This window comes from Pseudomonas sp. GD03842, assembly GCF_029841165.1.
Taxonomy (GTDB): domain Bacteria; phylum Pseudomonadota; class Gammaproteobacteria; order Pseudomonadales; family Pseudomonadaceae; genus Aquipseudomonas.
Map to the genome: position 1 here is coordinate 173,031 of NZ_JAOCEA010000002.1, position 22,834 is coordinate 195,864.

At 59.4% G+C, this 22,834-nt stretch carries 18 protein-coding genes; 4 read left to right on the plus strand and 14 right to left on the minus strand.

All coding sequences use genetic code 11. The features are described from left to right. Positions 1 to 45: 45 nt before the first annotated feature. Positions 46 to 2,187: a 3-hydroxyacyl-CoA dehydrogenase NAD-binding domain-containing protein gene (locus tag N5D61_RS03355; RefSeq protein ID WP_108239846.1), complete on the plus strand. Its 2,142-nt coding sequence runs from the start codon at positions 46 to 48 to the stop codon at positions 2,185 to 2,187. A gap of 119 nt (positions 2,188 to 2,306) precedes the next feature. Further along, a complete protein-coding gene (locus N5D61_RS03360; protein WP_108239845.1) occupies positions 2,307 to 3,029 on the plus strand; it encodes an amidotransferase in 723 nt (240 codons plus the stop codon). A 188-nt stretch (positions 3,030 to 3,217) separates the two neighbouring features. Here N5D61_RS03360 and N5D61_RS03365 read toward each other — a convergent pair whose 3' ends face one another. The 11 genes from N5D61_RS03365 to ccoN all read right to left on the minus strand — a co-directional run bounded on the left by N5D61_RS03365 (position 3,218) and on the right by ccoN (position 14,010). After that, positions 3,218 to 4,189, minus strand: coding sequence for a magnesium and cobalt transport protein CorA (locus N5D61_RS03365; RefSeq protein ID WP_279890809.1), 972 nt, complete (start codon positions 4,187 to 4,189; stop codon positions 3,218 to 3,220). Positions 4,190 to 4,281: 92 nt separating this feature from the next. Beyond that, positions 4,282 to 5,040 (minus strand): 1-acylglycerol-3-phosphate O-acyltransferase, encoded by a 759-nt coding sequence (locus N5D61_RS03370; RefSeq protein ID WP_279890811.1) that lies wholly within the window; start codon positions 5,038 to 5,040, stop codon positions 4,282 to 4,284. Positions 5,041 to 5,161: 121 nt separating this feature from the next. Next, positions 5,162 to 5,845 carry a sulfite exporter TauE/SafE family protein gene (locus N5D61_RS03375; protein WP_279890814.1) on the minus strand — a complete coding sequence of 228 codons (684 nt, stop codon included), beginning with the start codon at positions 5,843 to 5,845 and terminating at the stop codon, positions 5,162 to 5,164. Between the two features lie 129 nt (positions 5,846 to 5,974). Next, the gene (gene ccoS, locus N5D61_RS03380; RefSeq protein ID WP_108239842.1) at positions 5,975 to 6,187 is read right to left on the minus strand and encodes a cbb3-type cytochrome oxidase assembly protein CcoS; all 213 of its coding nucleotides are present in this window, start codon (positions 6,185 to 6,187) and stop codon (positions 5,975 to 5,977) included. Further along, positions 6,166 to 8,640, minus strand: a complete 2,475-nt coding sequence (locus N5D61_RS03385; RefSeq protein ID WP_279890816.1) for a heavy metal translocating P-type ATPase — start codon at positions 8,638 to 8,640, stop codon at positions 6,166 to 6,168. The genes ccoS and N5D61_RS03385 overlap by 22 nt, the downstream gene beginning before the upstream one ends. A 4-nt stretch (positions 8,641 to 8,644) precedes the next feature. After that, on the minus strand, positions 8,645 to 9,184 hold the full coding sequence (locus tag N5D61_RS03390; RefSeq protein WP_279890818.1) for a FixH family protein: 540 nt from the start codon (positions 9,182 to 9,184) through the stop codon (positions 8,645 to 8,647). Positions 9,185 to 9,196: 12 nt separating this feature from the next. Continuing rightward, positions 9,197 to 10,606: a cytochrome c oxidase accessory protein CcoG gene (gene ccoG, locus N5D61_RS03395; protein WP_279891119.1), complete on the minus strand. Its 1,410-nt coding sequence runs from the start codon at positions 10,604 to 10,606 to the stop codon at positions 9,197 to 9,199. Positions 10,607 to 10,782: 176 nt separating this feature from the next. After that, positions 10,783 to 11,763, minus strand: a complete 981-nt coding sequence (ccoP, locus tag N5D61_RS03400) for a cytochrome-c oxidase, cbb3-type subunit III (protein WP_279890820.1) — start codon at positions 11,761 to 11,763, stop codon at positions 10,783 to 10,785. Then, the gene (locus N5D61_RS03405) at positions 11,760 to 11,951 is read right to left on the minus strand and encodes a cbb3-type cytochrome c oxidase subunit 3 (RefSeq protein ID WP_108239838.1); all 192 of its coding nucleotides are present in this window, start codon (positions 11,949 to 11,951) and stop codon (positions 11,760 to 11,762) included. The genes ccoP and N5D61_RS03405 overlap by 4 nt, the downstream gene beginning before the upstream one ends. Positions 11,952 to 11,956: 5 nt before the next feature. After that, a complete protein-coding gene (gene ccoO, locus N5D61_RS03410; protein WP_108239837.1) occupies positions 11,957 to 12,568 on the minus strand; it encodes a cytochrome-c oxidase, cbb3-type subunit II in 612 nt (203 codons plus the stop codon). Continuing rightward, a complete protein-coding gene (ccoN, locus tag N5D61_RS03415; protein WP_108239836.1) occupies positions 12,568 to 14,010 on the minus strand; it encodes a cytochrome-c oxidase, cbb3-type subunit I in 1,443 nt (480 codons plus the stop codon). Before ccoN ends, ccoO begins: the two co-directional genes overlap by 1 nt. A 1,037-nt stretch (positions 14,011 to 15,047) precedes the next feature. Here ccoN and N5D61_RS03420 point away from each other — a divergent pair. Then, on the plus strand, positions 15,048 to 15,743 hold the full coding sequence (locus N5D61_RS03420) for an alpha/beta family hydrolase (RefSeq protein ID WP_279890824.1): 696 nt from the start codon (positions 15,048 to 15,050) through the stop codon (positions 15,741 to 15,743). On the opposite strand, the gene N5D61_RS03425 is transcribed toward N5D61_RS03420, so the two are convergent. The 3 genes from N5D61_RS03425 to N5D61_RS03435 all read right to left on the minus strand — a co-directional run bounded on the left by N5D61_RS03425 (position 15,690) and on the right by N5D61_RS03435 (position 20,175). Continuing rightward, a complete protein-coding gene (locus N5D61_RS03425) occupies positions 15,690 to 16,205 on the minus strand; it encodes a hypothetical protein (RefSeq protein ID WP_279890825.1) in 516 nt (171 codons plus the stop codon). The genes N5D61_RS03420 and N5D61_RS03425 overlap by 54 nt on opposite strands. A gap of 114 nt (positions 16,206 to 16,319) precedes the next feature. After that, entirely contained in the window at positions 16,320 to 18,230 is a 1,911-nt protein-coding gene (locus N5D61_RS03430; RefSeq protein ID WP_279890826.1) for an Ig-like domain-containing protein, read from the minus strand. Positions 18,231 to 18,306: 76 nt separating this feature from the next. Further along, positions 18,307 to 20,175 (minus strand): hypothetical protein, encoded by a 1,869-nt coding sequence (locus N5D61_RS03435; RefSeq protein WP_279890827.1) that lies wholly within the window; start codon positions 20,173 to 20,175, stop codon positions 18,307 to 18,309. Between the two features lie 353 nt (positions 20,176 to 20,528). Here N5D61_RS03435 and N5D61_RS03440 point away from each other — a divergent pair, with 353 nt between their 5' ends. Next, complete coding sequence (locus N5D61_RS03440) at positions 20,529 to 22,820, plus strand: autotransporter outer membrane beta-barrel domain-containing protein (RefSeq protein ID WP_279890828.1); 2,292 nt, start codon at positions 20,529 to 20,531, stop codon at positions 22,818 to 22,820. The last annotated feature ends 14 nt before the right edge of the window (positions 22,821 to 22,834 follow it).

A 22,834-nucleotide genomic window follows, 5' to 3' on the forward strand; every position in this document is an offset into this window, starting at 1 on the left:
CTGGCTGCCCTCTCTTATAAAAACAGCTTCAGGAAGAACGACCGCATGAGTGACGCCATCCAGTATGCAATCGACTCCGACCAGATTGTCACACTCACGCTGGACCTGCCCGGCCAGCGGACCAATACCATGAATGAAACCTACCGCTTGGCGATGGACGAAACGCTTGCCCGGTTGCAGGCGGATAAGGAGCGCGTCGTCGGGGTCATCATTCGTTCGGCCAAGCAGACGTTCTTTTCGGGTGGCGATCTGCATGAGCTGATCAATGTCGAGCCTTCCCGCGCCGAGTGGTTTTACCGGATGACCCTGGGCATAAAAGCCCAGTTGAGGGCACTGGAAACCTACAGCAGGCCGGTGGTCGCCCTGATCAATGGCGCCGCGCTGGGGGGAGGGCTTGAATTGAGCCTGGCGTGTCACCATCGCATCGCCCTTGATGAAAAACAGGTTCGCCTCGGCTTACCGGAGGTGACGCTCGGGCTGCTGCCCGGCGGCGGAGGCACGGTTAGACTGGTGCGCATGCTGGGCTTGGAGAAGGCGCTGCCGCTGCTGATGGACGGCCGCACCCTGAGCGCCCGACAGGCCCTCAATGCCGGCTTGCTCGATCAATTGGCCAGCGATGAGGACGACCTTTCGAATAAAGCCCGCACATGGATTCTGGCCAATCCTTCGCCAGTCAAACCGTGGGACCAGCCCGGCTTTGAGATTCCAGGAGGCGGTCCGTCGCACCCCAAGGTCGCTCAAATGCTGGCCATCGCTCCGGCAATGCTGCGCAGCAAAACTCAGGGTTGTTATCCGGCACCGGAAAAAATCCTGGCGGCTGCGGTGGAAGGCGCGCAGGTGGATTTCGCCACCGCCGAGAAAATCGAGGCGCGGTACTTCACTGAACTGACCACCGGCCAAATTGCCAAGAACATGATGGGCACCTGGTTCCAACTGAACGCACTCAAGGCCGGCAGCTCCAGGCCTGCGGCGCCGCCGGTGTACCACATGCGCAAGGTCGGCATCCTCGGGGCGGGAATGATGGGCGGCGGGATCGCCTACGTCACCGCCCTGGCTGGCGTTCAGGTGGTGCTCAAAGACATCAACTTCGCTGTCGCGCAGAAGGGCAAGGACTACTCGGTCAGGTTGCTGGAGGAACAGGTCGCCAAGGGGCGTATGAAGCCCGAGCAGCGAGACGCGATCCTCGGGCGGATCAAGCCCACAGGTCGCGACAGTGATCTGGAAGGCTGCGACCTGATCATCGAGGCCGTGTTCGAAAACCGTGAACTCAAGGGTCAGGTCACCGCCGCCGCCGAACAGGTGGTCGTGCCCTATGCGGTGATCGCGTCCAACACTTCGACCCTGCCGATCACCGGGCTGGCCACGGCGGTCAGCCGGCAAGAGCGTTTCATCGGCATGCATTTCTTCAGTCCCGTGGACAAGATGCGGTTGGTGGAGATCATCAAGGGCGCGCGGACCAACGACATGACGCTCGCCCGGGCCTTCGATTTCGTGCAGCAGATCAACAAGACCCCCATCGTCGTCAACGACGCGCGAGGCTTCTTCACCTCGCGTGTGTTCGCAACCTTTACCCATGAAGGTATCGCGATGCTGGGCGAGGGCGTATCGGCGGTGATGATCGAGACCGAAGCGCGCAAGGCGGGCATGCCAGTAGGGCCTCTGGCCGTGTCGGATGAAGTGTCGCTGAGCCTGATGAGCCACATTCGCAGGCAGGCTCGCGAAGATCTGGCCGCTCAGGGTGAGACGGCGCCGGAGCGTCCGGGAGCGGCGATCATCGATGTGCTGCTTCACGAATACGACCGGGCGGGCAAGGCAGCGGGGGGGGGCTTTTATGACTACCCGGAGGGGGCACCGAAACGCCTGTGGCCAGGGCTCAAGGCACGTTTCGAAAAGCCTGAGGTTCAGGTCACGGGACGCGATATTCAGGACCGCCTGTTATTCATTCAGGCCATCGAAACCGTGCGTTGCGTGGAAGAAGGGGTGTTGCGTTCGACCACCGACGCCAACATCGGCTCGATGTACGGCATTGGCTTTCCCGCCTGGACCGGCGGAGCCTTGCAGTACATCAATCAATACGGCTTGAAGGCATTCGTTGCCCGCGCCCGGGTGTTGGCGCAGCGATATGGGGAGCGTTTCGATCCGCCTGCGCTGCTGTTGGAGAAGGCACTGGGGGAAGAGGTGTTTTAAAACCTTCTCGGTGCGTCAGGACGATCGCCATGGGCATGCACACACGGGCCTTGCCTTGATTCGGGCTTCGAGGCAGGCTTGGTCGTGTGCATTTTCGCCTTGTCGCTTCAGGTATTTTTATGTCGTTACGCATCTGCATTCTGGAAACCGACGTGCTTCGCCCGGAATTGGTCGACCAATACAAAGGGTATGGCCGGATGTTCGAATCGCTGTTCGCCCGCCAGCCGATCCCCGCGGAATTCGTCGTCTACAACGTCATGCAGGGCGATTACCCGCCAGATGAAGAGCGCTTCGATGCGTACCTGATCACCGGTTCCAAGGCTGACTCCTTCGGCTCCGACCCTTGGATTCAAACCCTCAAGACCTACCTGCTGGAGCGCTACAAGCGCGGCGACAAATTGCTGGGCGTGTGCTTCGGGCATCAGCTGCTGGCGTTGCTTCTGGGCGGCAAGACCGAACGAGCGACCCAAGGCTGGGGCGTCGGCATTCACCACTACCAGTTGGCTGCGTCTCAACCGTGGATGACGCCTTCGATGGAAAACCTGACGCTGCTGATCAGCCATCAGGATCAGGTCACCGCCTTGCCGGAAGGCGCTACGGTCATCGCATCCAGCGATTTCTGCCCGTACGCCGCCTATCACATCAATGATCAGGTGCTTTGCTTCCAGGGTCACCCCGAGTTCATCCACGACTACTCGCGCACCTTGCTCGACATTCGCCAGGAGGCACTGGGCGAGCAGGTGTACAGCAAGGGCATTGCCAGCCTTGAAGAAGAACACCACGGCACGACGGTGGCGGAGTGGATGATGCGGTTTGTGGCGAATAAGCCCGCGGCGGCTTGAATCATTGGGTATCGCATCATTGCTGTAGGAGCGCGCTTGCCCGCGAAGGTGTCGGCACAGTCCACCCCTCGTTGAATGACGCGACGCCGTCGCGGGCAGGCGCGCTCCTACGGTTATGGCGCAGTACATAACGCCCGTTGAATGACGCGACGCCTTCGCGGGCAAGCGCGCCTACAGGCATGGCGCAGTCAGAGCCAGCCGGAGCGTTTGAAGCTGGCGAACAGAATGCCGCAGCCGCCCAGAATGACGCCCAGCACGATGAAGTAGCCGTAGTGCCAGCTCAGTTCCGGCATGTTCTGGAAGTTCATCCCGTAGATCCCCGCAATGGCAGTGGGAAAAGCGAGAATGGCCGCCCAGGCAGCGAATTTGCGCTGGGTCAGGCTTTGCCGTGACGACTCCAGCAGCAGCCCGATTTCGATGGTCTGGCTGGCAATGTCGCGCAGATTGGCCAAATCCTCCATCTGCCGTTTCACGTGGATTTCTACGTCGCGGAAGTAGGGACGCATGTTTTTGTCGATGAAGGGAAAGCTCAACTTCTGCAATTCTTCACCGATCTCCACCATTGGCGCCACGTAACGCCGCAGACGCAGCAGGTCACGCCGCAGGCTGTGGATTCGGTGAATGTCGGCCTCGTTGAGGTCGGTGCTCAGCACGCTGTGTTCCAGCTCCTCGAGTTCGCAATGGATGGCTTCGGTGACGGGTTGGTAGTTTTCGGTGACGAAATCCAGCAGCGCATACAGCACGAAATCCTCGCCATGCTCCAGCAGCAAGGGTCGAGCCTCGCAGCGTTGGCGCACCAGGCCGTAAGATTTGGAATCGCCGTTGCGCGAGGTGATGACGTAGCCCTTGCCCGCGAAGATATGGGTTTCGATGAAGATCAGCTTGCCGTTTTCGCGGATTGGCGCGTAAGTGACGATGAACAGCGCATCGCCGAACGTCTCCAGCTTTGGTCGGCTGTGAACTTCCAGGGCATCCTCGATGGCGAGTTCGTGCAGGTTGAACTGCTTTTGCAGCGACGCCAACTCTTCGGCGTTGGGCTGCTCAAGGCCGATCCACACGAAATGCCCCGGCTTAGCGGCCCACGCGGCGCCTTCGTCGAGGGTGATATTGGTGACTTTCTTTCCGGCACTGTAAACGGCGGCAGCGACAACTCGGCCCATGGTGATTCGCTTCTTCTGATCTTGGGGATTCATGCGCAGCTTAGCGCGTGATCCCCTTCAGAGTCGGCGGATTCGGGCGAGTTCTAAGGCTTTTATGCGACCCGTTCAGTTGCGGTTTGGTCAGCCGCTTTCAGCGCGTGCAGTTCAGCGTCCATCTGCTGGATGCAGGTATGCATCTGGCTGTGACAGCGCGCGATCAGCTCGGGAATATCTGCCTGGCTCAAGCCTTCGGTCGAGAGCGCGGGCAAAGCACGGATCATGACCTGGCCACTGTCCCAGCGGTTCAGGGACATGTCGCGCACATAGGTGCTCACGCATACCGGGACGATGGGCACGCCTGCGTCGATGGCCATCTGGAACGCGCCGCGTTTGAACGGCAACAGCCCCTTGCCCTGATTGCGCGTGCCCTCCGGGAAGACCCAGATGGAGGTGTCCTTGTGCTGCAGGGTCTCGGTGGTCTGCCGAATGGAGTGCCGAGCGCGCAGCGGGTTGCCACGGTCGATGAGCACATTGCCCGCGAGCCAGAACAGTTGCCCGAAGAACGGCACCCATTTCAGGCTTTTCTTGCCGATACACACCGTCCGGGGTGGCACGATGTTGCCGAGGATGAACAGGTCATAGTTGGACTGATGATTGGCAACGATCACACACGGGCGCGTGCGATCGAAACGCGGCCCCATGTCGGCCTTCAGGCGCAACCGCAGAATCCACATCGCTGGCAACGCATAGAGGCGGGCGCACAGACGACTGTTGTCAGGGTTGAACGGGCGACAGATGCCCACTACCAGGCCCAGCATGCCCGCAGCAACGAAATGCACGATCATCAACGACATACGCAGCACGAACAGCATGAGGAGCACCCCGTAACAAAAGGTTGCGCAGTGTACGGATGTGCACTCGAATCGGCAATTGCCGGGCAGACCGGCGGTGAGCGCGAGTTTTAAAAGATGTTTCCGCGCGATAGGCGGCGCTTCAATGCCCCATCAGCCAGTGTTGGTGGGGGCCTGGCAAAGTCCATAGGCCGAACAGCATCACCAGCACACCGGCCGCCACCCTTACACGTCGCTGGCGCAAGACTGCCGTCACGCGCTCTGCGGCCAGCCCGGTGGCCAGCAGCACCGGCCAAGTGCCAATTCCGAACGCCATCATCAGTAACGCGCTGTGAAGAGCGTTGCCTTGGTTCGCCGACCACAACAAGGTGCTGTAAACCAATCCGCAGGGCAGCCAGCCCCACACCCCACCGAGCATCATGGCCCGGGGAACGCTCGACACCGGCAGCAAGCGGGAGGCCACGGGTTGAAGGTGGCGCCATAGCCAGCGCCCTGGCCGCTCGATATGGGTCAGCCCATTCCACCAGCCCGCCAGGTAAAGCCCCATGCCAATCATCAGGAACGCAGCGACGACCCGAAGCATCATCGCCCCGGGGCTGTTGGCCACTGCCCAGCCCGCCAGCCCGATCAATAACCCGGCACAGGCGTAGCTGAAGACACGGCCCAGGTTATACCCCAACAGCAAGCGAAAGCGTCGGCTGCGCTGTTCGTTGGGTATGGCCAGCGTCAAGGCGCCCATCAGCCCGCCGCACATGCCCAGGCAATGCCCTCCGCCGAGCAGGCCGAGAATGAAGGCGCAGAGGATTTGAGGCAGCAGATCGGGCATGGGGTCAGTCTGGGGAAAGGAGGGCAACGTGTCGGCGCGCTTGCTGACGCCGGCAGGTGTTTTCGTTCGCGTTCAGGCCTTCCCTTGTCCGTTTCAGGTCAGTGAATACGCCTCGGCTGCTGAGCCTGATCATGCTTTTTTCTCGTGCGGTGTCGGCACTTCTCTGCCCGATGCTTCATCAACGCCCGCCTTGTGGTTAGGGTCCTGATCGTCAAACAGAATGCTGTGAGCCGGGCCCTCCATGTCATCGTACTGGCCGCTGTCCACGGCCCAGAAGAGCACGTAGATCGCGACAAGCACGATCACCACGGCCACCGGAATCATGATGTAGAGCGCAGGCATCCGGCCTCCGAAGGTGAGCGGGCGGGTGTGTTTCCGGTTGACGGCATGCGGATCAGGCGCAGTGCATTGAGCACCACGACCAGCGAACTCACCGACATGCCCGCCGCCGCCCAGAGCGGGGTGATCCAGCCCAGGGCGGCGAAGGGCAGCATGACGCCATTGTACAGCCCGGCCCAGACAAGATTCTCGACAATGATGCGCCGGGTTCGCCGAGCGAGGGTGAAAGCCTGTACCAGGGTTTGCAGACGGTTGGACAACAAGACGGCGTCCGCGCTGGTCTTGGCCAGATCGGTGGCCGAACCCATGGCCACACTGATGTCCGCAGCGGCCAGGACCGGCACGTCATTCACGCCGTCGCCGATCATCAGTACCTTGCGACCTTGCGCTCTCATTGTCTGAAGGACGTGCAGCTTTTCCTCCGGACGCAGGCTGCCCTGGGCTTCATCGATCTTCAGCTGTGTCGCGAGGCGGCCAACCATCGGCGAGCTGTCCCCTGACAACAGAAGTGTTTTCCAGCCGCGCGCTTTGCAGGCGTCGATGAGTGTCGCCGCGTCATCCCGCAGCCGATCGTCCAGTACCAGCCACGCAAGGATTTCCCGTTCATCGCCCAACAGCAGCCACTGACCCGCTCGATCGGGCAGATCGGGCGATTGATGGCCGCTCAACGCGCTGACAAAGGCAGGCGTGCCGATGCGGACCCGACGCGTGTCGATCACGCCTTCAAGCCCTGACCCTGGCGTAGCGACGACGTGCTCGGCTGACCGTGATGCCGTGCCGAACGCGCGAGCGATAGGGTGTTCGGAGTGATGCTCCAAGGCCGCGGCGAGGCTCAGGCAGTCGTCGCTGTTCATACTCCCCAGCGGATGGACAGCCCTGAGCGTCAGACGGCCTTCCGTCAGCGTGCCGGTTTTGTCGAAAATCACCGTGTCGATCTGGCTCAACCCTTCGAGCACATGCCCTCGGGTCAACAGCAAGCCGAGGCCGTGTAACGTCCCGGTGGCGCTGGTCAGTGCGGTGGGGGTTGCCAGCGACAGCGCACAGGGGCAGGTGGCAACCAGCATCGCGAGGACGATCCAGAAGGCACGTTGCGGTTCCAGGTGCCACCACAGCAGACCGATCGCTACAGCGCTCACCAGCGAGACCAGCAGAAAGCACTGGGCCGCGCGATCTGCCATGAGCGCCATCGGAGGCTTGTCCGATTGCGCCCGATCGAGCAGGCGCACGATGGCGGATAAACGGGTTTCGTTGCCAAGGGCGAGGACGTCGACGGTCAACGGGCTTTCGACGTTCAAGGTGCCGGCCGTCACGCGGTCGCCTGGGAGGCGAGGTTGCGGCAGGTATTCGCCGGTCAGCAGCGACTCGTCGACGCTCGAACGGCCCGAGACGATCCGCCCATCGGCGGGGATTACGGCGCCTGGCTGCACCCACACCCGGTCGTTGAGGCGAAGCTCGCTGAGCAGGACACGTTCGCTGCGACCGTCTTCGTTGACCCGCAGGCACGAGGCAGGCAGCAGATTGACCAGCCGCGCCGTCGCCACCGCCGTGCGCTCGCGGGCGCGCCGTTCCAGATAGCGCCCGGCCAGCAGAAACAGAGCGAACATGCCGACGGCGTCGAAATACAGTTCGCCGTTCCCGGTGATCGCGGTCCAGATTCCCGCCACGTAAGCCATCCCGATCGCCAGCGAAACGGACACGTCCATCGTCAGATGCGGGGTGCGAAGGTCCCTCAATGCGCCTTTGAAGAACGGCGCACAACTGTAGAACACGATGGGCGTGGTCAGAAACATCGCGACCCAGCGCAGGATGGTGTGCATCTGCGGGCTGAGGTCGATATTGAACTCCGGCCAGGTGGCCATGGTGGCCATCATGGCCTGAAACCACAGCAGCCCGGCGACACCCAGTTGGCGAAGGCTGCGTCGGTTATCCTGCGCCAGCCGCTCGGAGGCGTCATCCGGTTGGTAGGGGTAAGCGGCATAACCGATGCTGCGGACCTCGTCGAGCAGTTGGCTGAGCGGCAGTTGTCCATCATCCCAGCTCACCTGCAGACGATGGCTGGACAGGTTCAGCCGAGCCTCGGTCACCGCGGGCAGTGTGCGCAGATGACGTTCGATCAGCCAGCCGCACGCCGCACAGGTGATCCCTTCTATCAGCAGCGTGGTCTCGGCGAGGTCCGTCTCACGATGGACGAAGGAGGCCTGGACATCCGGCCGGTCGTACAACGCCTGTTCGTCCGCCAGGTACGTTGGCAAAGTCTGCGGATTGGTCGAGGCTTCGCTGCGATGGCTGTAATAACTTTCCAGCCCGCCGGCGATGATGGCTTGTGCCACTGCTTGGCAGCCCGGGCAGCAGAACGTGCGGGTTTCGCCGAGCACCACTGCGCTGAACCGACTCCCGGAGGCACTGGGCAGGGCGCAATGAAAGCAGGGGACGGGGGCGAGGCGGGCGGCATTCACGGCTTCATCTCTTATGGGCTTCTGCGCCCTGGAGGGGCTCGTCGCCCAATATCAGGTCCTGGTCGCTGCGCAGCGTTTCCTCCTCGAACAAGCGCCAGGTCCGGCTGTCCTCCACCCCGAGCAGTTCGACGAAGCGGCGGCCTTCGACACCGTCGGCCAGCGGCCCGATGTAGCGCCCCGGTTGCGCGGGTTCGCGGGCGAGGATGACGTTGCGATCCTTCTCCGGTTGAGTGGGCGAGATCAGGTTCAGCACCAGGGTTTCCGGCTGGCTGTCGCCGGTCAGGCGCAGACTGGCCTCCCCCTTGGTGCCGTCCAGGGTCACCGTGGCGCGCAGTCCCAGATGCTGCGCCAGCAGCTCGCGATCCAGCGACCGATTGATGCCTTTACCCGCCTCGTAATAATGGTCGCTGACCAGGTTGTCCGGATGGTTGACGGCGATCGTCACCATCGACAGGGTCAACGTGACCGAGCAGATCAGGATGCCAATGAGTATCCATGGCCAAAGGTGCTTGTACCAAGGGCTCGACGCGGTGGCTGCAGTCATGGGGCGCATCTCTCAACGAACCTGGGGGCCGATGAATCGGCTCTTGGCGTGGACCTCGGTGTCGCTGCTTTCGGCGTCCCTGAGGGTGAAGTGGACCTCATTGGTGCTCGATGGCAACTGTTCGGGGTCGACCGACAACTCCACCGGCATCGTGACAATTTCGCCTGCCGCCACCCTGATTTCCCGGCGAGCGTGCAGCTTCAGATCCGGGAGGCCAGTGGCGTCGATGACATAGGTGTGGTCTTTCTGGTCCTTGTTCATCACTTTCACGCTGTAGACGTTTTCAATCCGGCCCTCCGCGTTTTCGCGGTACAGCATCCGGTCCTTGCTGACGTCGAAACCCACCAGCGAGCGCATGAAAAACGCACTGGTGAGCGCTGCGATCATCACCAGCAACACCACGGCATAGCCCATCAGCCGAGGACGCCAGGTATGGGGGACCTGCCCGGAAAGCGCGTGCTCGGTGGTGTAACTGATCAAGCCGCGGGGGTAATGCATCTTGTCCATGACCGCATCACAGGCATCGATACAGGCGGCGCAGCCGATGCATTCGATTTGCAGGCCATCGCGGATGTCGATGCCTGTGGGACAGACCTGAACGCACAGGGTGCAATCGATACAGTCCCCCAGACCTTGAGCCTTGTAGTCGGCGTCCTTTTTTCGCGTACCACGCTGCTCGCCGCGACGTGGGTCGTAGGAAACGATCAGGGTGTCCTTGTCGAACATCACACTCTGAAAGCGGGCATAGGGGCACATGTAAATGCAGACTTGCTCCCGCAGCCAGCCGGCATTGCCGTAGGTGGCCAGGGTAAAGAAACCCACCCAGAAGTAAGCCCAGCCGTCTGCCTGGCCAGTGAAAAAGTCCACCACCAGCTCGCGAATGGGCGAAAAATAGCCGACAAAGGTCAGGCCCGTCAGCAGGCCGATCACTAGCCACAGCCCGTGCTTGGCCGATTTGCGCAGCAGCTTGTTGGCGCTCATCGGTGCCTTGTCCAGTTTGATGCGCTGGTTGCGGTCACCTTCCGTGACCTTTTCACACCACATGAATACCCAGGTCCACACGCTCTGAGGGCAGGTGTAGCCGCACCAGACACGGCCGGCGAAGACGGTGATGAAGAACAGGCCGAAAGCCGCGACGATCAGGATGCCTGACAGCAGGATGAAGTCCTGCGGCCAGAAGGTCGCGCCGAAGATGTAGAACTTGCGCTCGGGTAAATTCCACCAGACCGCCTGATGGCCGCCCCAGTCGAGCCAGACGGTGCCGAAATACAGGACAAAGAGCACGATCCCGCCGCCGATGCGCAGGTTGCGAAAGACACCGGTGAAGGCCCGCGTGTAGATCTTCTCTCGCGAAGCGTAGAGGTCAACGGTATCCCCCTCGTTCGAAGGGGGCACATTGTGGACCGGAATCTGGTTGCTCATCGGCGTGTGCTCATCGAAGCGTCCCTCGGCGCGGGGGAGTGGTCCCGGCCAATCGGCGTCGGTCGGGTAAGACCGCCAGGCCATGCACCAGCGCCCTCGCGGCGATCAGCGCATTGTATCCGCTGCGAGGCGCCGGAACGTGCGCACCTCGGGTGGCGAGGGCTCGGCACCTTGCTTCACTCCTGCTCACTGGCAGCCTTGTCACCGTGGGACAAGCTGTACACGTACGCTGCAAGCAAATGCACCCTGTCATTGCCTTGGGTGACTTCCTGCGCAGGCATCTGGCCCTGACGGCCATAGCGGATGGTCTGCTGCAGTTGCGCGAAGCTCGAACCGTAAATGAACGCGCCCGGGTGGGTCAGGTCGGGCGCACCCAGTGCCGCGGTGCCTTTGCCCTCTGGGCCGTGGCAGGCGACGCAGTTGGTGGCGAAGATTTTCTGCCCGGCAATCGGATCGGCCTTGGCGTCGGCTGGCAGCTTGCGACCGTCCAGTTGGGTCAGGACGTAGGCGGCGACGTCGCGCACGCCCTGGTCGCCGACCACCTCACCCCACGCAGGCATGACCGCGTGACGGCCGCCCATGATGGTGGCTTTGATCGTCTGCGCATCGCCGCCCCAGCGCCAGTCGGCGTCGGTCAGGTTGGGGAAGCCATAAGCCCCCTTGGCGTCGGAGCCGTGGCAGACCGAGCAATTGGAAGCGAACAGTCGGCCACCCATCTTCAGGGCTTGTGGATCCTTGGCCACCTCCTCAATGGGCATCGCCGCGTATTTCGCGAAAATCGGGCCGAAGCGGGCGTCGGCCCGGATCATCTCCTTCTCCCATTCGTGCACGCCGGTCCAGCCGGTCTTGCCATCGGAAAACGCGATCTGCTTGTCGTTGTCGGCGTAGCCATAGCCTGGCAGTAGGCCGGTCCAATTGCCGAGACCGGGGTAGAGGGCCAAGTAGCCCAAGGCAAAGACAATGGTGCCCACGAACAGCATGAACCACCACTTGGGCAGCGGGTTGTCGTATTCCTCGATGCCGTCGAAGGCGTGACCGACGGTTTCCTCGGTGGTGTCGTGGCGCTGGCCCTTGCGGGTCGCCAGCAACAGCCAGGTCAGGCAGAAGAGCGTGCCCAACGACAGTACGGTGACGTACAGGCTCCAAAACGTGCTCATTTTTCATGGCTCCGGGCAGCGGACGTTTGCTCGAGGTGCTTGATCGCCTCGGGATCGTCTGCAAAGGGCAATAGGGTCGCGTCGTCGAATTCGGCTTTACGTCTGGGGCTGAATACCCACAGCGTCAGACCGATGAAGGCCACCATCACCACGACGGTGCCCAGGCCGCGAATCGTTCCGATATCCATGGCGATCACCGTTTGCTTTTGATGAGCGTGCCCAGGCCTTGCAGGTAGGCCACGAGCGCGTCCATTTCAGTTTTGCCCTTGACCGCTTCCGCTGCGCCAGCAATGTCGGCGTCGGTGTAGGGCACGCCCAGGCTGCGCAGGACTTCCAGTTTGCGACCGGTCAATTTGCCGTCGAGCTTGTTCTCCACCAGAAACGGGTACGCCGGCATGATCGATTCCGGCACCACGTTGCGCGGGTTGTACAGGTGCGCGCGGTGCCAGTCATCGGAGTAGCGACCGCCGACCCGCGCCAGGTCTGGCCCGGTGCGCTTGGAACCCCACAGGAACGGATGATCCCAGACGCTCTCGCCGGCCACCGAATAATGCCCGTAGCGCTCGGTTTCGGCGCGGAAAGGCCGGATCATCTGCGAATGACAGCCCACGCATCCGTTGGCGATGAACACGTCGCGGCCTTCGACCTCCAGCGCTGGCCGCGGCTTCATCCCTTCGATGGGCAAAGTGGTCACGTCTTGAAAGAACAGAGGAACGATCTGCGTCAGGCCGCCCACTGCCACGGCGATGACCATGAAGATGGACAGCAGACCGATATTTTTCTCGAGCATTTCGTGCTTGATCATCAGTGCGCTCCCACCACGGCGATTCGGGCTGCCTGATCGGCTTCTTCGGCGTCGGCGGCACGCACGGTGCGAAAGACGTTGTAGGCCATCAAGAGCATGCCGCTGGCAAAAAAGGCACCGCCCAATGCGCGCACCATATAGCCGGGGTGGCTGGCTTGGAGGGCTTCGACGAAGGAATAGGTGAGGGTGCCGTCATCATTGATCGCGCGCCACATCAGGCCTTGGGTAATGCCATTGACCCACATCGAGGCGATGTACAGCACGGTACCGATGGTTGCCAGCCAGAAGTGGGCGTTGATCAGACCCATGCTGTGCATCTGCGGGCGCCCGTACAGCCGCGGAATCATGTGGTACACCGCGCCGATGGAAATCATCGCGACCCAGCCCAGCGCGCCGGCATGAACGTGGCCGATGGTCCAGTCGGTGTAATGGGAAAGCGAATTCACCGTCTTGATGGCCATCATGGGCCCTTCGAAAGTGGACATGCCGTAAAAGGCCAGTGAGACCACCAGGAAGCGCAGGATCGGGTCAGTGCGCAATTTATGCCAGGCGCCCGAGAGGGTCATCATGCCGTTGATCATGCCGCCCCAGCTCGGTGCCAACAGGATGATCGACATCACCATGCCCAACGATTGTGCCCAATCGGGCAGCGCGGTGTAGTGCAAGTGGTGCGGACCGGCCCAGATGTAAAGCGTGATCAGCGCCCAGAAATGCACGATCGAAAGCCGGTAGGAATAGATGGGGCGTTCGGCCTGTTTGGGGACGAAGTAGTACATCATCCCGAGAAAGCCGGTGGTCAGGAAAAAGCCCACGGCATTGTGGCCATACCACCACTGGATCATCGCGTCCGTCGCCCCCGAGTAAGCCGAATAGGACTTGAACAGGCTGACCGGCAGTGACATGTGGTTGACGATGTGCAGCATCGCGGTCACGACGATGAATGCGCCGTAGAACCAGTTGCCGACGTAGATGTGTTTGGTCTTGCGCTTGACGATGGTGCCGAAGAATACCGCCGCGTAGGTGATCCAGACGATGGCCAGCAGGATCGCGATGGGCCATTCCAGTTCGGCGTATTCCTTGGTGGTGGTGTAGCCCATTGGAAGGGTGACGATGGCGCCGATGATCACCGCTTGCCAGCCCCAGAAGTGGAAGGCCGCCATGCCGTCGGAAATCAGCCGCGTCTGGCAGGTGCGCTGCACGACGTAATAGGACGTGCCGAACAGGGCGCAGCCCCCGAAGGCGAAAATCACGAGGTTGGTGTGCAGCGGGCGAAGGCGTCCGAAGGTGGTCCAAGGGAGGCCGAAGTTGAGGTCGGGCCAGACCAGTTGCGAGGCGATGAAGACACCGAGCCCCATGCCAATGATTCCCCACACCACCGTCATGATGGCGAACTGGCGAACGACCTTATAGTTATAAGCAGTCGGACTGATTGCTGTGCTCATGCTAGGTCCCACGGTTTGGAGTTTTATTAGTGTGGTAACGGCCGCAATATCGAATAAGCGTAGACCTTTCGGGGGCGCCGAGGGCATGCATCAGGGTCAACGGTCGACTTGCGGATTCCGGCAGTCGGCTGCGCGCACGCGCGTCATGGCCATCTGCCCAAAGTGGGCCGAAAGGTTCGGGAACAGGTCGGTGAGGCAGCGCGCGGAGGGTGGGAGAAATTGGATACAACCCTGCGGGTGACGACAGGGCTGCGCTGTCGATCTGCAAGAGGGCTGACGGGTCGTGCACAATCCTGTCACTGAGCCTGTGGCCAGCTGTCGCCGGACCACTGTGAGGCGTAGCTTAGACGCGTTTCATCTGAGATGGAAGCCGTATTTCAGAGAGGTGCGACACTTCGTCACGTCACAGGTGCGGCTGCCGCGCCCCGTTGCGGGACGCGGCGATCACAGAGGTTGACTGGCTACTGAAACGATTCTCTGCGGGCGTTCCTTGCGCTTTTGCAGTGCATTTCAGATCAATTCTGTATACAAAAGCCGTAGACATTTTCACTTTTCTGCCCAGTTATCTGGCCCGAGCTGGCAGGAAGGCTGGCGATCGTCACGGTGAATCGACCGGCACCGGTCAGCCTTGGGGTCGACGATGAATCCGCCCGGTTGTGTGCGGGTTGGGGCGCTCATGGCGTCGGCGCAGGTTGGCCGAAGTGTCAGGGAACAGGGTAAACAGGCAAAGCTGAACCGAGGCTGTCGCGGCGGGTATTTGCTGCTGCAACGGCGGAGTGTGCCTAGGCTCTGTACGAAAAGCCCTGATACTCGGTGATGCTGCGTTGAAACCAGCCTCGGAATGCTCATTCACACACCGTAAACTCCGCTTCGTCGGCTGTTATCGCCTTGCCTGACCTTCGTCTCGAGACTTTTCATACAGAGCCTGAGGGGCTGAGAGGAGGCCGAACACCGCTTGCGCTGCATTGGCAGGACGACCTCGGCATAATGGCTCTACTCAACCTTTATCGATGAAGATCGCGACCGCGGAGACACCGATGGCCAACGACGTTCAGCGCATTGACGCCGCTTCAATCCAGGATCTGGCACGTGCCCGCGGCTGGCTTTGGAATGCACCTGCACAGCGCATAGAGGGGCACGCGACCACGCTGATACTCGCCCACGGGGCGGGCGCGCCGATGGACAGCGAGTTCATGAACGACATGGCCGAACGCATTGCCTTGTCAGGCATCGGGGTGCTGCGGTTCGAATTCCCTTATATGGCCCAACGGCGTGCGGGTGGCGGAAAGCGACCGCCCAACCCGCAGTCCGTGCTGCTCGAGTGCTGGGACGAAGTCTATTCGGCGGTGCGTTCAACCCTCGGCGGTCGGCTCGCCATTGGCGGAAAATCCATGGGAGGGCGCATGGCCAGTCTGATCGCGGACTCATTGCAGGCCGATGGGCTCGTCTGTCTGGGGTATCCCTTCTACGCCGTCGGCAAACCCGAAAAACCTCGCGTCGCGCACCTCGCCGACCTGCAGACGCCCACCCTGATCGTCCAGGGTGAGCGTGATGCATTGGGTAATCGCGAAACGGTCGAGGGGTATACGCTTTCTTCGCAGATCACCCTTGAATGGTTGCCCACCGCCAACCATGACCTCAAGCCATTGAAGTCGGCGGGCATCGGTCAGGCCGCGTGCCTACAGCACGCAGCCGATTGCATTGCCCGGTTTCTGATGCCCGGAGCGCGCTGATTCCGGTGGGCACAGCACATCGAACTCGCCACGGGTGACGGCGAAGCCTACTGCCGGAATCGCAAACTCGAAGGCACCGCGCAGACGACCTGTAGCACCCGGGCACTCGATCAGGTTCAGCGACCCTTGCTGGAAGTCTCGCGAGTGGTAGACCTGCGAGGACTGCTTTGGGGTGAGGTGGTAGATCACCGTCAAACGGTCATTGCGTAGCAAATCATAGGTACCAGGTTCCAGTGATCGGTCCAGGAACAGCCCGAACAGGGTTCGACGGCAGCCGACCTTGCCAACAGCGTGGATTTTCCAGATGTTGCGCGTGCGGACCCCTTCCAGTTCAGTCTGCAGGCAGGCCAGGCCGCTGAGGCTCTGTGCCTGAAACGGCTTGCCGTTCACCAAAGCCTGGAACCGGTTGGCGGGCCCCAAATCCGTCGCGTCGAATGGGCGGGTACGTCTGTTATTTTCCATGGTCTTTCATCTTATTCAGGGCAAGGGCCTTGGGCTGCAGTCGAAGGCCGTGACGAGTCACGATGCCTTCGACAAGGGCCATCAGGTCACGAGGGGCAACCTGAAAGGCGTCGATCAGCGGATCGCTACGCCCAGGCTGGCGTTATGGTGCAACAGCATGAAGTCTTTGCCGGTGTTCAGGTTTTTGACGTAATACCACTTGGCCCCAAAGACGTTCTTCGCCACAGTCGAGGACCAGTAATTGCCCATGCCCATCGGCCATCGGTTGCCATACGCGTTAAAGATCTCGATCAGCTCATGGACCGATGGAATGCGGCAATTGGCTTGGGCGGCGGCTGCCGACATTTGTGCCAGACTGCCGGAGCCGACGCCTACGCAATTGATGACCCCGCTGACCGTTACGTCATAGCTTTTACTTTCACCCGCAGCATCGGTCACGGTGATTGTCGCCGAGCCATTGTCGCGAACCGACGTCAAACCGTTTCCATCCACCACGGCGACGCCCGGGTTGCTGCTCGCGTAGTTATAAGGAGGCTGGCCTGCGGTGGGGATCCGCGTCACCGTCGTGCCGGCAGGGAACGTGGGCAACACGTCTGGCCGCCCTGGAATCAGATACACCTTGCCTGCCAGCGCGACGGGCGTGGTGTCGAGCTTCATGCCCTCGCGCACGGCCAGCTCCAGACGATGAGATTGCGTTTCCTGCCCGTTACGCTCGACCAGATAAGACACCGTCGCGGTTCCGCCTTCGGCTGCCTCGATGTAAGCCTTCGGAATGCCGAACCTCAGGTGTGTGCTGTCACCGACGGTCTGAGCTTCGCCAATGAACGTGGAGGTGCCGTCCCAGCGCACCTTTACCCTGTCTGTCGGCAGCATGCCCCGATAACTCGCGCGCGCAATCGCGTCCGGGCCAGTGATCAGTGAAGGCCGCAACACACCATCGGGGCCCACGGTATCCACGGTGGGCGCAGGCAGATCCAGCGTCGCACTCAGCACCTTCACCGTCACCGGCTCGGCGTCCTGAACCACCCCGCTGCGGCGGGTCACGCTGTACGCCACCTCCACCGTCTGGCCGTCGTTGACCGACACCAAGGCGCTGGCGAACACCAGCGAGACGGGTTGCCCCGCCTGTGCGGCGCTGATCAGTCGTTCTTTGCTGTCGGACCCTTTAGGCCCATTCCAACGCACCACGACCTTTTCACCTTCGCGCAGGCGGGCGGTCGCATCAATCACTACCGTCGCGCCAGCCGTGGTATTCGCGGGGTCGAGGATGCCGTTTTGGGCTTCTTTTACGGTGGGGGTGGGGAGGGGCGTCACCACTGACAACTGCAGCTCCACCGAAATAGGTTCAGAGTGCATCGACACGTTACCGGCCAGGTCGGTGACGGTGTAGTAAACCTCCGAGCGCTTTCCGTCCGCCTGCGCCAGGAAGGCGCGGGAGAAGTCAACCATCACGCGATTCAGGCCCATATCATTGGGAGTCACAGTAACGAGCGGACCTTCGAGGGTTCCCCAGTAAGTGCGAATGACGTCCCCTTCGGCCATCCCGCTGTAGCTGGCAATCCGACCGGGCAGTAAGTTATTGATGGCTTCGAGTTCGTCCGACGTCAGTCCTTCCTGAATTACGGTTGGGAAGCTGATGGGGGCGAGTTCTGGACTTCCTGGTGCGCTCAGATCCACGATCAAGGGGATGCTGCCAGAGTAGTCTTCGACTAGCGTGTTTGGGCTGTAAACTCGATACGACACGGTATGCGTGCCTTGGGTCAGCATGTCCACGGGGATATGCACGGCTAATAGGTCGCCGGGCTTGTCTGACGCAAGAATCTCTTTTTCCGGGGGCACTCGCTGACCATCGAACATCAATTGGTAAGTGTATTTGGCTTGCGCTGCTGGCCAGACCGGAAAGTTAACCACAATAGGTGTCAGCAGGTGCTCGATGTGGACCAACCCATTTTCTAAAGCTACTGGGATTACCGGCAATTCCAATGGAATGGGGTCGCGGGAAACACTGTTGTCTATCGTATTCAATTTTGGGACTCCACGTATCCAATAGTTGGAATGACAGCTAAGAGCAGCATTCCAACTTGGATTTTATGATGTTGATTTAGGGGCGAAGGCTGCAAACGTTTTCATTGGTGCGGCGCATGTCGACTGGCACTCGTGTCGTTTTGGAAGTCACTGCGCTTTGGTTACTCCCGGCGGCAGGTTCGACACGTACATAAGCTTCACAATATCCATTGCAAATTGTTCTTAATGTGTTGTATGGAACAGAAAATTTATAGCCATTGACAATGTCGATGTCATCCAGAACGCGGGTTGCTGTCAAAGTGGCTGCTTCGATAATGTTGTTGTCGATATCAAACCCCTTGAATGTAAAGAAAAGTTTTTGATTCTCTGCGATATTTTTATAAGGCTTGATCAAACCCTCCGTCCCGTCGGGCGCTACGATTAATGAGATATAGCCGGCTGGGGTTAGCTCGAAAAGTGGGCCTTCTATACCCTCCGCGCCTCCTGGCAATTCTTCTTTTGAACGGACCGTTACTGTTTGTACAGGCGAAGACGTAGCATTAGGATTTCCGCTGCGTGTCACTGAGTAGTGCACGGGGATTTCGGCACCAGTTCCTTGCGCCTTCATTATTGAATTGGCAATCGGGATGACGAGGTCACGCTTTGCTGCAACGTCTTCTTCGCTAATTTGGTGCCACTGAAGACGCTGTTGATCGCCCCAATAAAGATTCAAGTCATCGTTAATTCGGAAATCATCGCTCCAAGCCACGATGGCTCGACTATTCAATTGGTAGTCGTCCTCATCGATAAAGTTATCTTCCTTATTGGGATTCTCAATGCTAGTGCCCTGAATGATAGGAGGAGCGCTAGGCACTGGAATCGGCAGAGAGATATAGACATTCGCAACCGCAGGGAGGGAGGAGCCGCTCAACTGGTTTTGACGACTAACGCTGTAACTCAAGGACACCTGACCAATAGGCACAGCTGCAATGGTCTCGTAGGGTACGCGCAGCGACAGGACGATGCTTTCATCTTCATTGCCGGCGGGGAGTTCAACTGGATACATAGGACGGTCCGCTCCCCAGTAGAGCGTAATCTGGTCGAATGCAGCGGCGCCCGGATAGTGAGGGATGTCCACTTGGACGCCTGCCCGAGCCTCTGCATAATCGATCAGATCTCCAGTCTCTGGATCGAGGATCGGTGCGGGAAAGTTGTTAGGAATCTCTTCCAAGAGGAGCAGGATTTCGGCGGTTAGTGAATTGTCGGACACATTGCCAGCACGATCGGAAACGGTGTAATACACTTGTTGCGGGCCGGATTCAATTGTTTCAAGAAACTCTCTCTTGAAGTCAAAGATAACCTTGTTAAAGCCCATGTCATCTTCAGTGACGGTTGCGGTCGGACCTTGTTTAAGCCCCCAGTAGGTCTGGATGACATCATGTTTGGCCATGCCGTTATAACCTGCGACCTCGACGGTTAGCTTGTTTCCAAGTCGCTCCAGTTCCGCCAGCGTCAAACCATTTTGAACTTCTACAGGGAAGTGGATCATCCCCAGGTGCGGTTTGCCAGGTGCTGTTCTGTCAATAACAATAGGCATCACGGCAGAATAATCACTCACACCTGTATTAGGGCTGAAGGTTACAAACCCAAGTGCGTGGACTCCCTCCGTTTGGAGTTCTACTTCGAGTTCTAGCGTGAGCGGGTCTCCGGGGTTTTCCGATGCGTTGATCGGCTTGGCGGGGCCGTGTGCCTTACCATCCCAGACAAGTTGGTAGGTGTAACCAGGACCCGCGCCTTCCCAGACCTTTAAATTTACAGTTATCGGTGCATCCAGTGCGCTGACTGGAATCAAACCAAAATTGTCCGCGTCGTGAAAGGCTACTGGAATGTCAGGCGCTTCAATCGGGATGGGTTCGCGATCATTATCAATACGGAGAATGGTTGGTTTTTGCTTAATAGTGCTCATGGTTGTCCTTGGTATGTTTTAGTATTGAAGTCAATCAGATATTTCGTGATTTTATATAGGCGGGATGTCCCTGCGCTGTAAATAAACTAATCCCATAATTCTTAAGAGGTCAATGCGGGGAAATTTCAATTTGTAGGAAAATTTTCGACTATGTAGGAAATTCCAAGCGACCCGCAGAATAGTCCTGCGTTGATTTACGCCTGAACCCTTGTCTCCCCGGCTCCAAGTATTTTTTAAAGTAGGAAAAACCCCCGCTCTTCTAGGAAGTTTCCTACTCGACATTTTTTTGTTTTCCCTTCCGCAATATTTCTTTTTTTTTCAAAAATCGACTTTTATCTCATGGAGCGCTAAGGGTGTTCATTCGGAACGTGTCGTCCATTCAATTCAGATACAGCTTGCTTGCGATGGCTGTCAGTACCTTTTCACCGATTGCTTGGGGTGAAGGACAAGGTTCTAAAGAGGTTGGGGAGGTAGTAGACAAGGCGGGCGTGGAGGAAATCATCGTTAACGGCAACCCCTTACGATACGTAGTGGTTGATGGTGTGACCCATACCGTAGACGGCTCAAAGCCTGCTGAAAGTTATTTAGTAAGGAATCAGGGCACTCTGATTGTACAAAGCGGCGCCGTTGTCAATCATATAACCCTCGATCGATCCTCGGCATCCGTTAGTGGAGTAGTTCGCGAAGGCATTGAGGTTTATATGGGCGAATTGAACGTCCGGGGCGCTCGGATTGCCAGCGACACCAATGAAGGTCTAGCGCTAAATGCATACCGGCGGGACCCCGCGTCCCACGCCATCGGTCATGTCATTGATAGCGAGATCCGAGGCGTGGGCTACGGCATCTTGGTTTCACCCATGGGGAAATTGACGCTTGAGGGGTCGAATGTCGAGGGCGTTGCTAACGAAGTAAGAACGAAAGCGGGCGGGATTTCGCTCGCGGGCGGCATCGTGCAAATCAGAAAGGGTAGCCGTGTTGCAGGGGATACGAGCGCCGTCAGAATTTTTGATGGTACGACGAGCGATTTCGAAGAGAAAAATCGACTTGAAGTGAGTGGTTCGACGCTCATTGCACGCGAAGGCGCAACTATAGAAGTCATCAAGAATCCAGACAATACTAATGAAGTTACCAATGCCGACATTACGATCGCTGATCATTCGATTCTTGAGGCTGGAAATAATCATCTTGTTGAAGTGAGCGGTCAGAGCACTGCGAAGGTACAAATCAATAACAGCAATCTCACCGGCGATCTCGTGGCCGATGACGGCAGCACCCTCAACGTCGCACTCGGCAATCATGCTCGCTTGGACGGCAACATTGTGAACGGTAACGAGTTGACCATTGACTCCAGCGGTCGCTGGCAGCTAGCAGCGGATAACACGCTGAATTCGTTGAGCATTGACGGAGGCAGTGTCGGTTTTTCGACCGACAGCTACCATACCCTGACCTTGGGTCGGCTATCTGGACGGGGCGTGTTCGATATGCGCATCGATTTGAGCGCGGGCGTTGGTGATTTTCTTAATGTTGCGGGCGCTGCTTCCGGAGATCACCTGTTGAACATTCGGAACACCGGCGTGGAGGCCGTACCCGAAGAGTTCGAAGCATTACGAGTCGTTCATACAGAGAGTGGTGATGCACGCTTTGGTCTGGTCGGCGAACGCGTCGACCTCGGTGCATACTCCTATGCGCTCGAACAACAAGGCACTGACTGGTTCATCGTTGGTTCAGGCAAGACCATCAGCCCTTCAACGCAGAGTGCGTTGGCACTGTTCAATGTCGGCCCGACCATCTGGAACGGCGAGTTGAGCACGTTGCGCAGTCGCATGGGTGAGGTGCGGGGGCGTGAGGTGGGCGGTGGCTGGTTGCGCAGCTATGGCAGCCGTTTCAATGCGTCGCTGGGCTCCGGAGTGAGCTATCAACAGAAACAGCGAGGCTTGTCGTTCGGAGCCGATGCGCCGCTTCCGGTGAGCGATGGGCATTTGCTCGTTGGTCTGATGGGGGGCTACAGCACGTCCGATCTGAACATGGGCCAAGGCACGTCGGGTGAAGTGGACAGCTATTATCTGGGCGCTTACGGCACTTGGCTTTCCGATGATGGCTACTACCTCGATGGCGTGATGAAGGTGAACCAGTTCCACAACCAGTCCAAGGTGGCAATGAGCGACGGCAGCAAAGCGAAGGGTGACTACAGCAACAAAGCAGTCGGTGGTTCGCTGGAGTTCGGGAAGCACATCAAGCTGCCGGACGCGTATTTTGTGGAGCCGTTCGCGCAAATCTCGAGTGTCTGGATCGAGGGCAACCGTTATACGTTGGATAACGGACTGAAGGCGAAGACCGATCAGACACAATCCGTGCTGGGCAAAGTGGGCGCGACGCTCGGGCGTCAATATTCGCTGGATGATGGGGGTGTCGTTCAACCTTATGTCCGTGTCGCAGCAGCCCATGAGTTCTCCAGAGGCAATGGTGTCCGCGTCAACGACCAAGGTTTCGACAGCGATACATTCGGCTCCCGAGCGGAGCTCGGAGCGGGACTTTCGGTGTCGTTGTCGGAGCGCTTGCAGGTGCACGCTGATTTCGACTACATGAAGGGTCAACATGTCGAGCAGCCATGGGGCGCGAACCTGGGTCTCCGGCTGGCCTTCTAAGCGCTGTTCCTAGC

Bases quoted from the DNA above. Each gene is read 5' to 3' on its own strand.
- N5D61_RS03365 (WP_279890809.1), bottom strand. From the start codon at position 4,189: ATGGGCCGAGTTGTCGCTGCCGCCGTTTACAGTGCCGGAAAGAAAGTC.
- ccoG (WP_279891119.1), bottom strand. From the start codon at position 10,606: ATGAGCAACCAGATTCCGGTCCACAATGTGCCCCCTTCGAACGAGGGG.
- N5D61_RS03360 (WP_108239845.1), top strand. From the start codon at position 2,307: ATGTCGTTACGCATCTGCATTCTGGAAACCGACGTGCTTCGCCCGGAA.
- N5D61_RS03435 (WP_279890827.1), bottom strand. From the start codon at position 20,175: ATGAGCACTATTAAGCAAAAACCAACCATTCTCCGTATTGATAATGAT.
- N5D61_RS03425 (WP_279890825.1), bottom strand. From the start codon at position 16,205: ATGGAAAATAACAGACGTACCCGCCCATTCGACGCGACGGATTTGGGG.
- ccoN (WP_108239836.1), bottom strand. From the start codon at position 14,010: ATGAGCACAGCAATCAGTCCGACTGCTTATAACTATAAGGTCGTTCGC.
- ccoS (WP_108239842.1), bottom strand. From the start codon at position 6,187: ATGCCTGCGCTCTACATCATGATTCCGGTGGCCGTGGTGATCGTGCTT.
- N5D61_RS03355 (WP_108239846.1), top strand. From the start codon at position 46: ATGAGTGACGCCATCCAGTATGCAATCGACTCCGACCAGATTGTCACA.
- N5D61_RS03420 (WP_279890824.1), top strand. From the start codon at position 15,048: ATGGCCAACGACGTTCAGCGCATTGACGCCGCTTCAATCCAGGATCTG.
- ccoO (WP_108239837.1), bottom strand. From the start codon at position 12,568: ATGATCAAGCACGAAATGCTCGAGAAAAATATCGGTCTGCTGTCCATC.
- N5D61_RS03390 (WP_279890818.1), bottom strand. From the start codon at position 9,184: ATGACTGCAGCCACCGCGTCGAGCCCTTGGTACAAGCACCTTTGGCCA.
- ccoP (WP_279890820.1), bottom strand. From the start codon at position 11,763: ATGAGCACGTTTTGGAGCCTGTACGTCACCGTACTGTCGTTGGGCACG.
- N5D61_RS03375 (WP_279890814.1), bottom strand. From the start codon at position 5,845: ATGCCCGATCTGCTGCCTCAAATCCTCTGCGCCTTCATTCTCGGCCTG.
- N5D61_RS03370 (WP_279890811.1), bottom strand. From the start codon at position 5,040: ATGCTGTTCGTGCTGCGTATGTCGTTGATGATCGTGCATTTCGTTGCT.
- N5D61_RS03405 (WP_108239838.1), bottom strand. From the start codon at position 11,951: ATGGATATCGGAACGATTCGCGGCCTGGGCACCGTCGTGGTGATGGTG.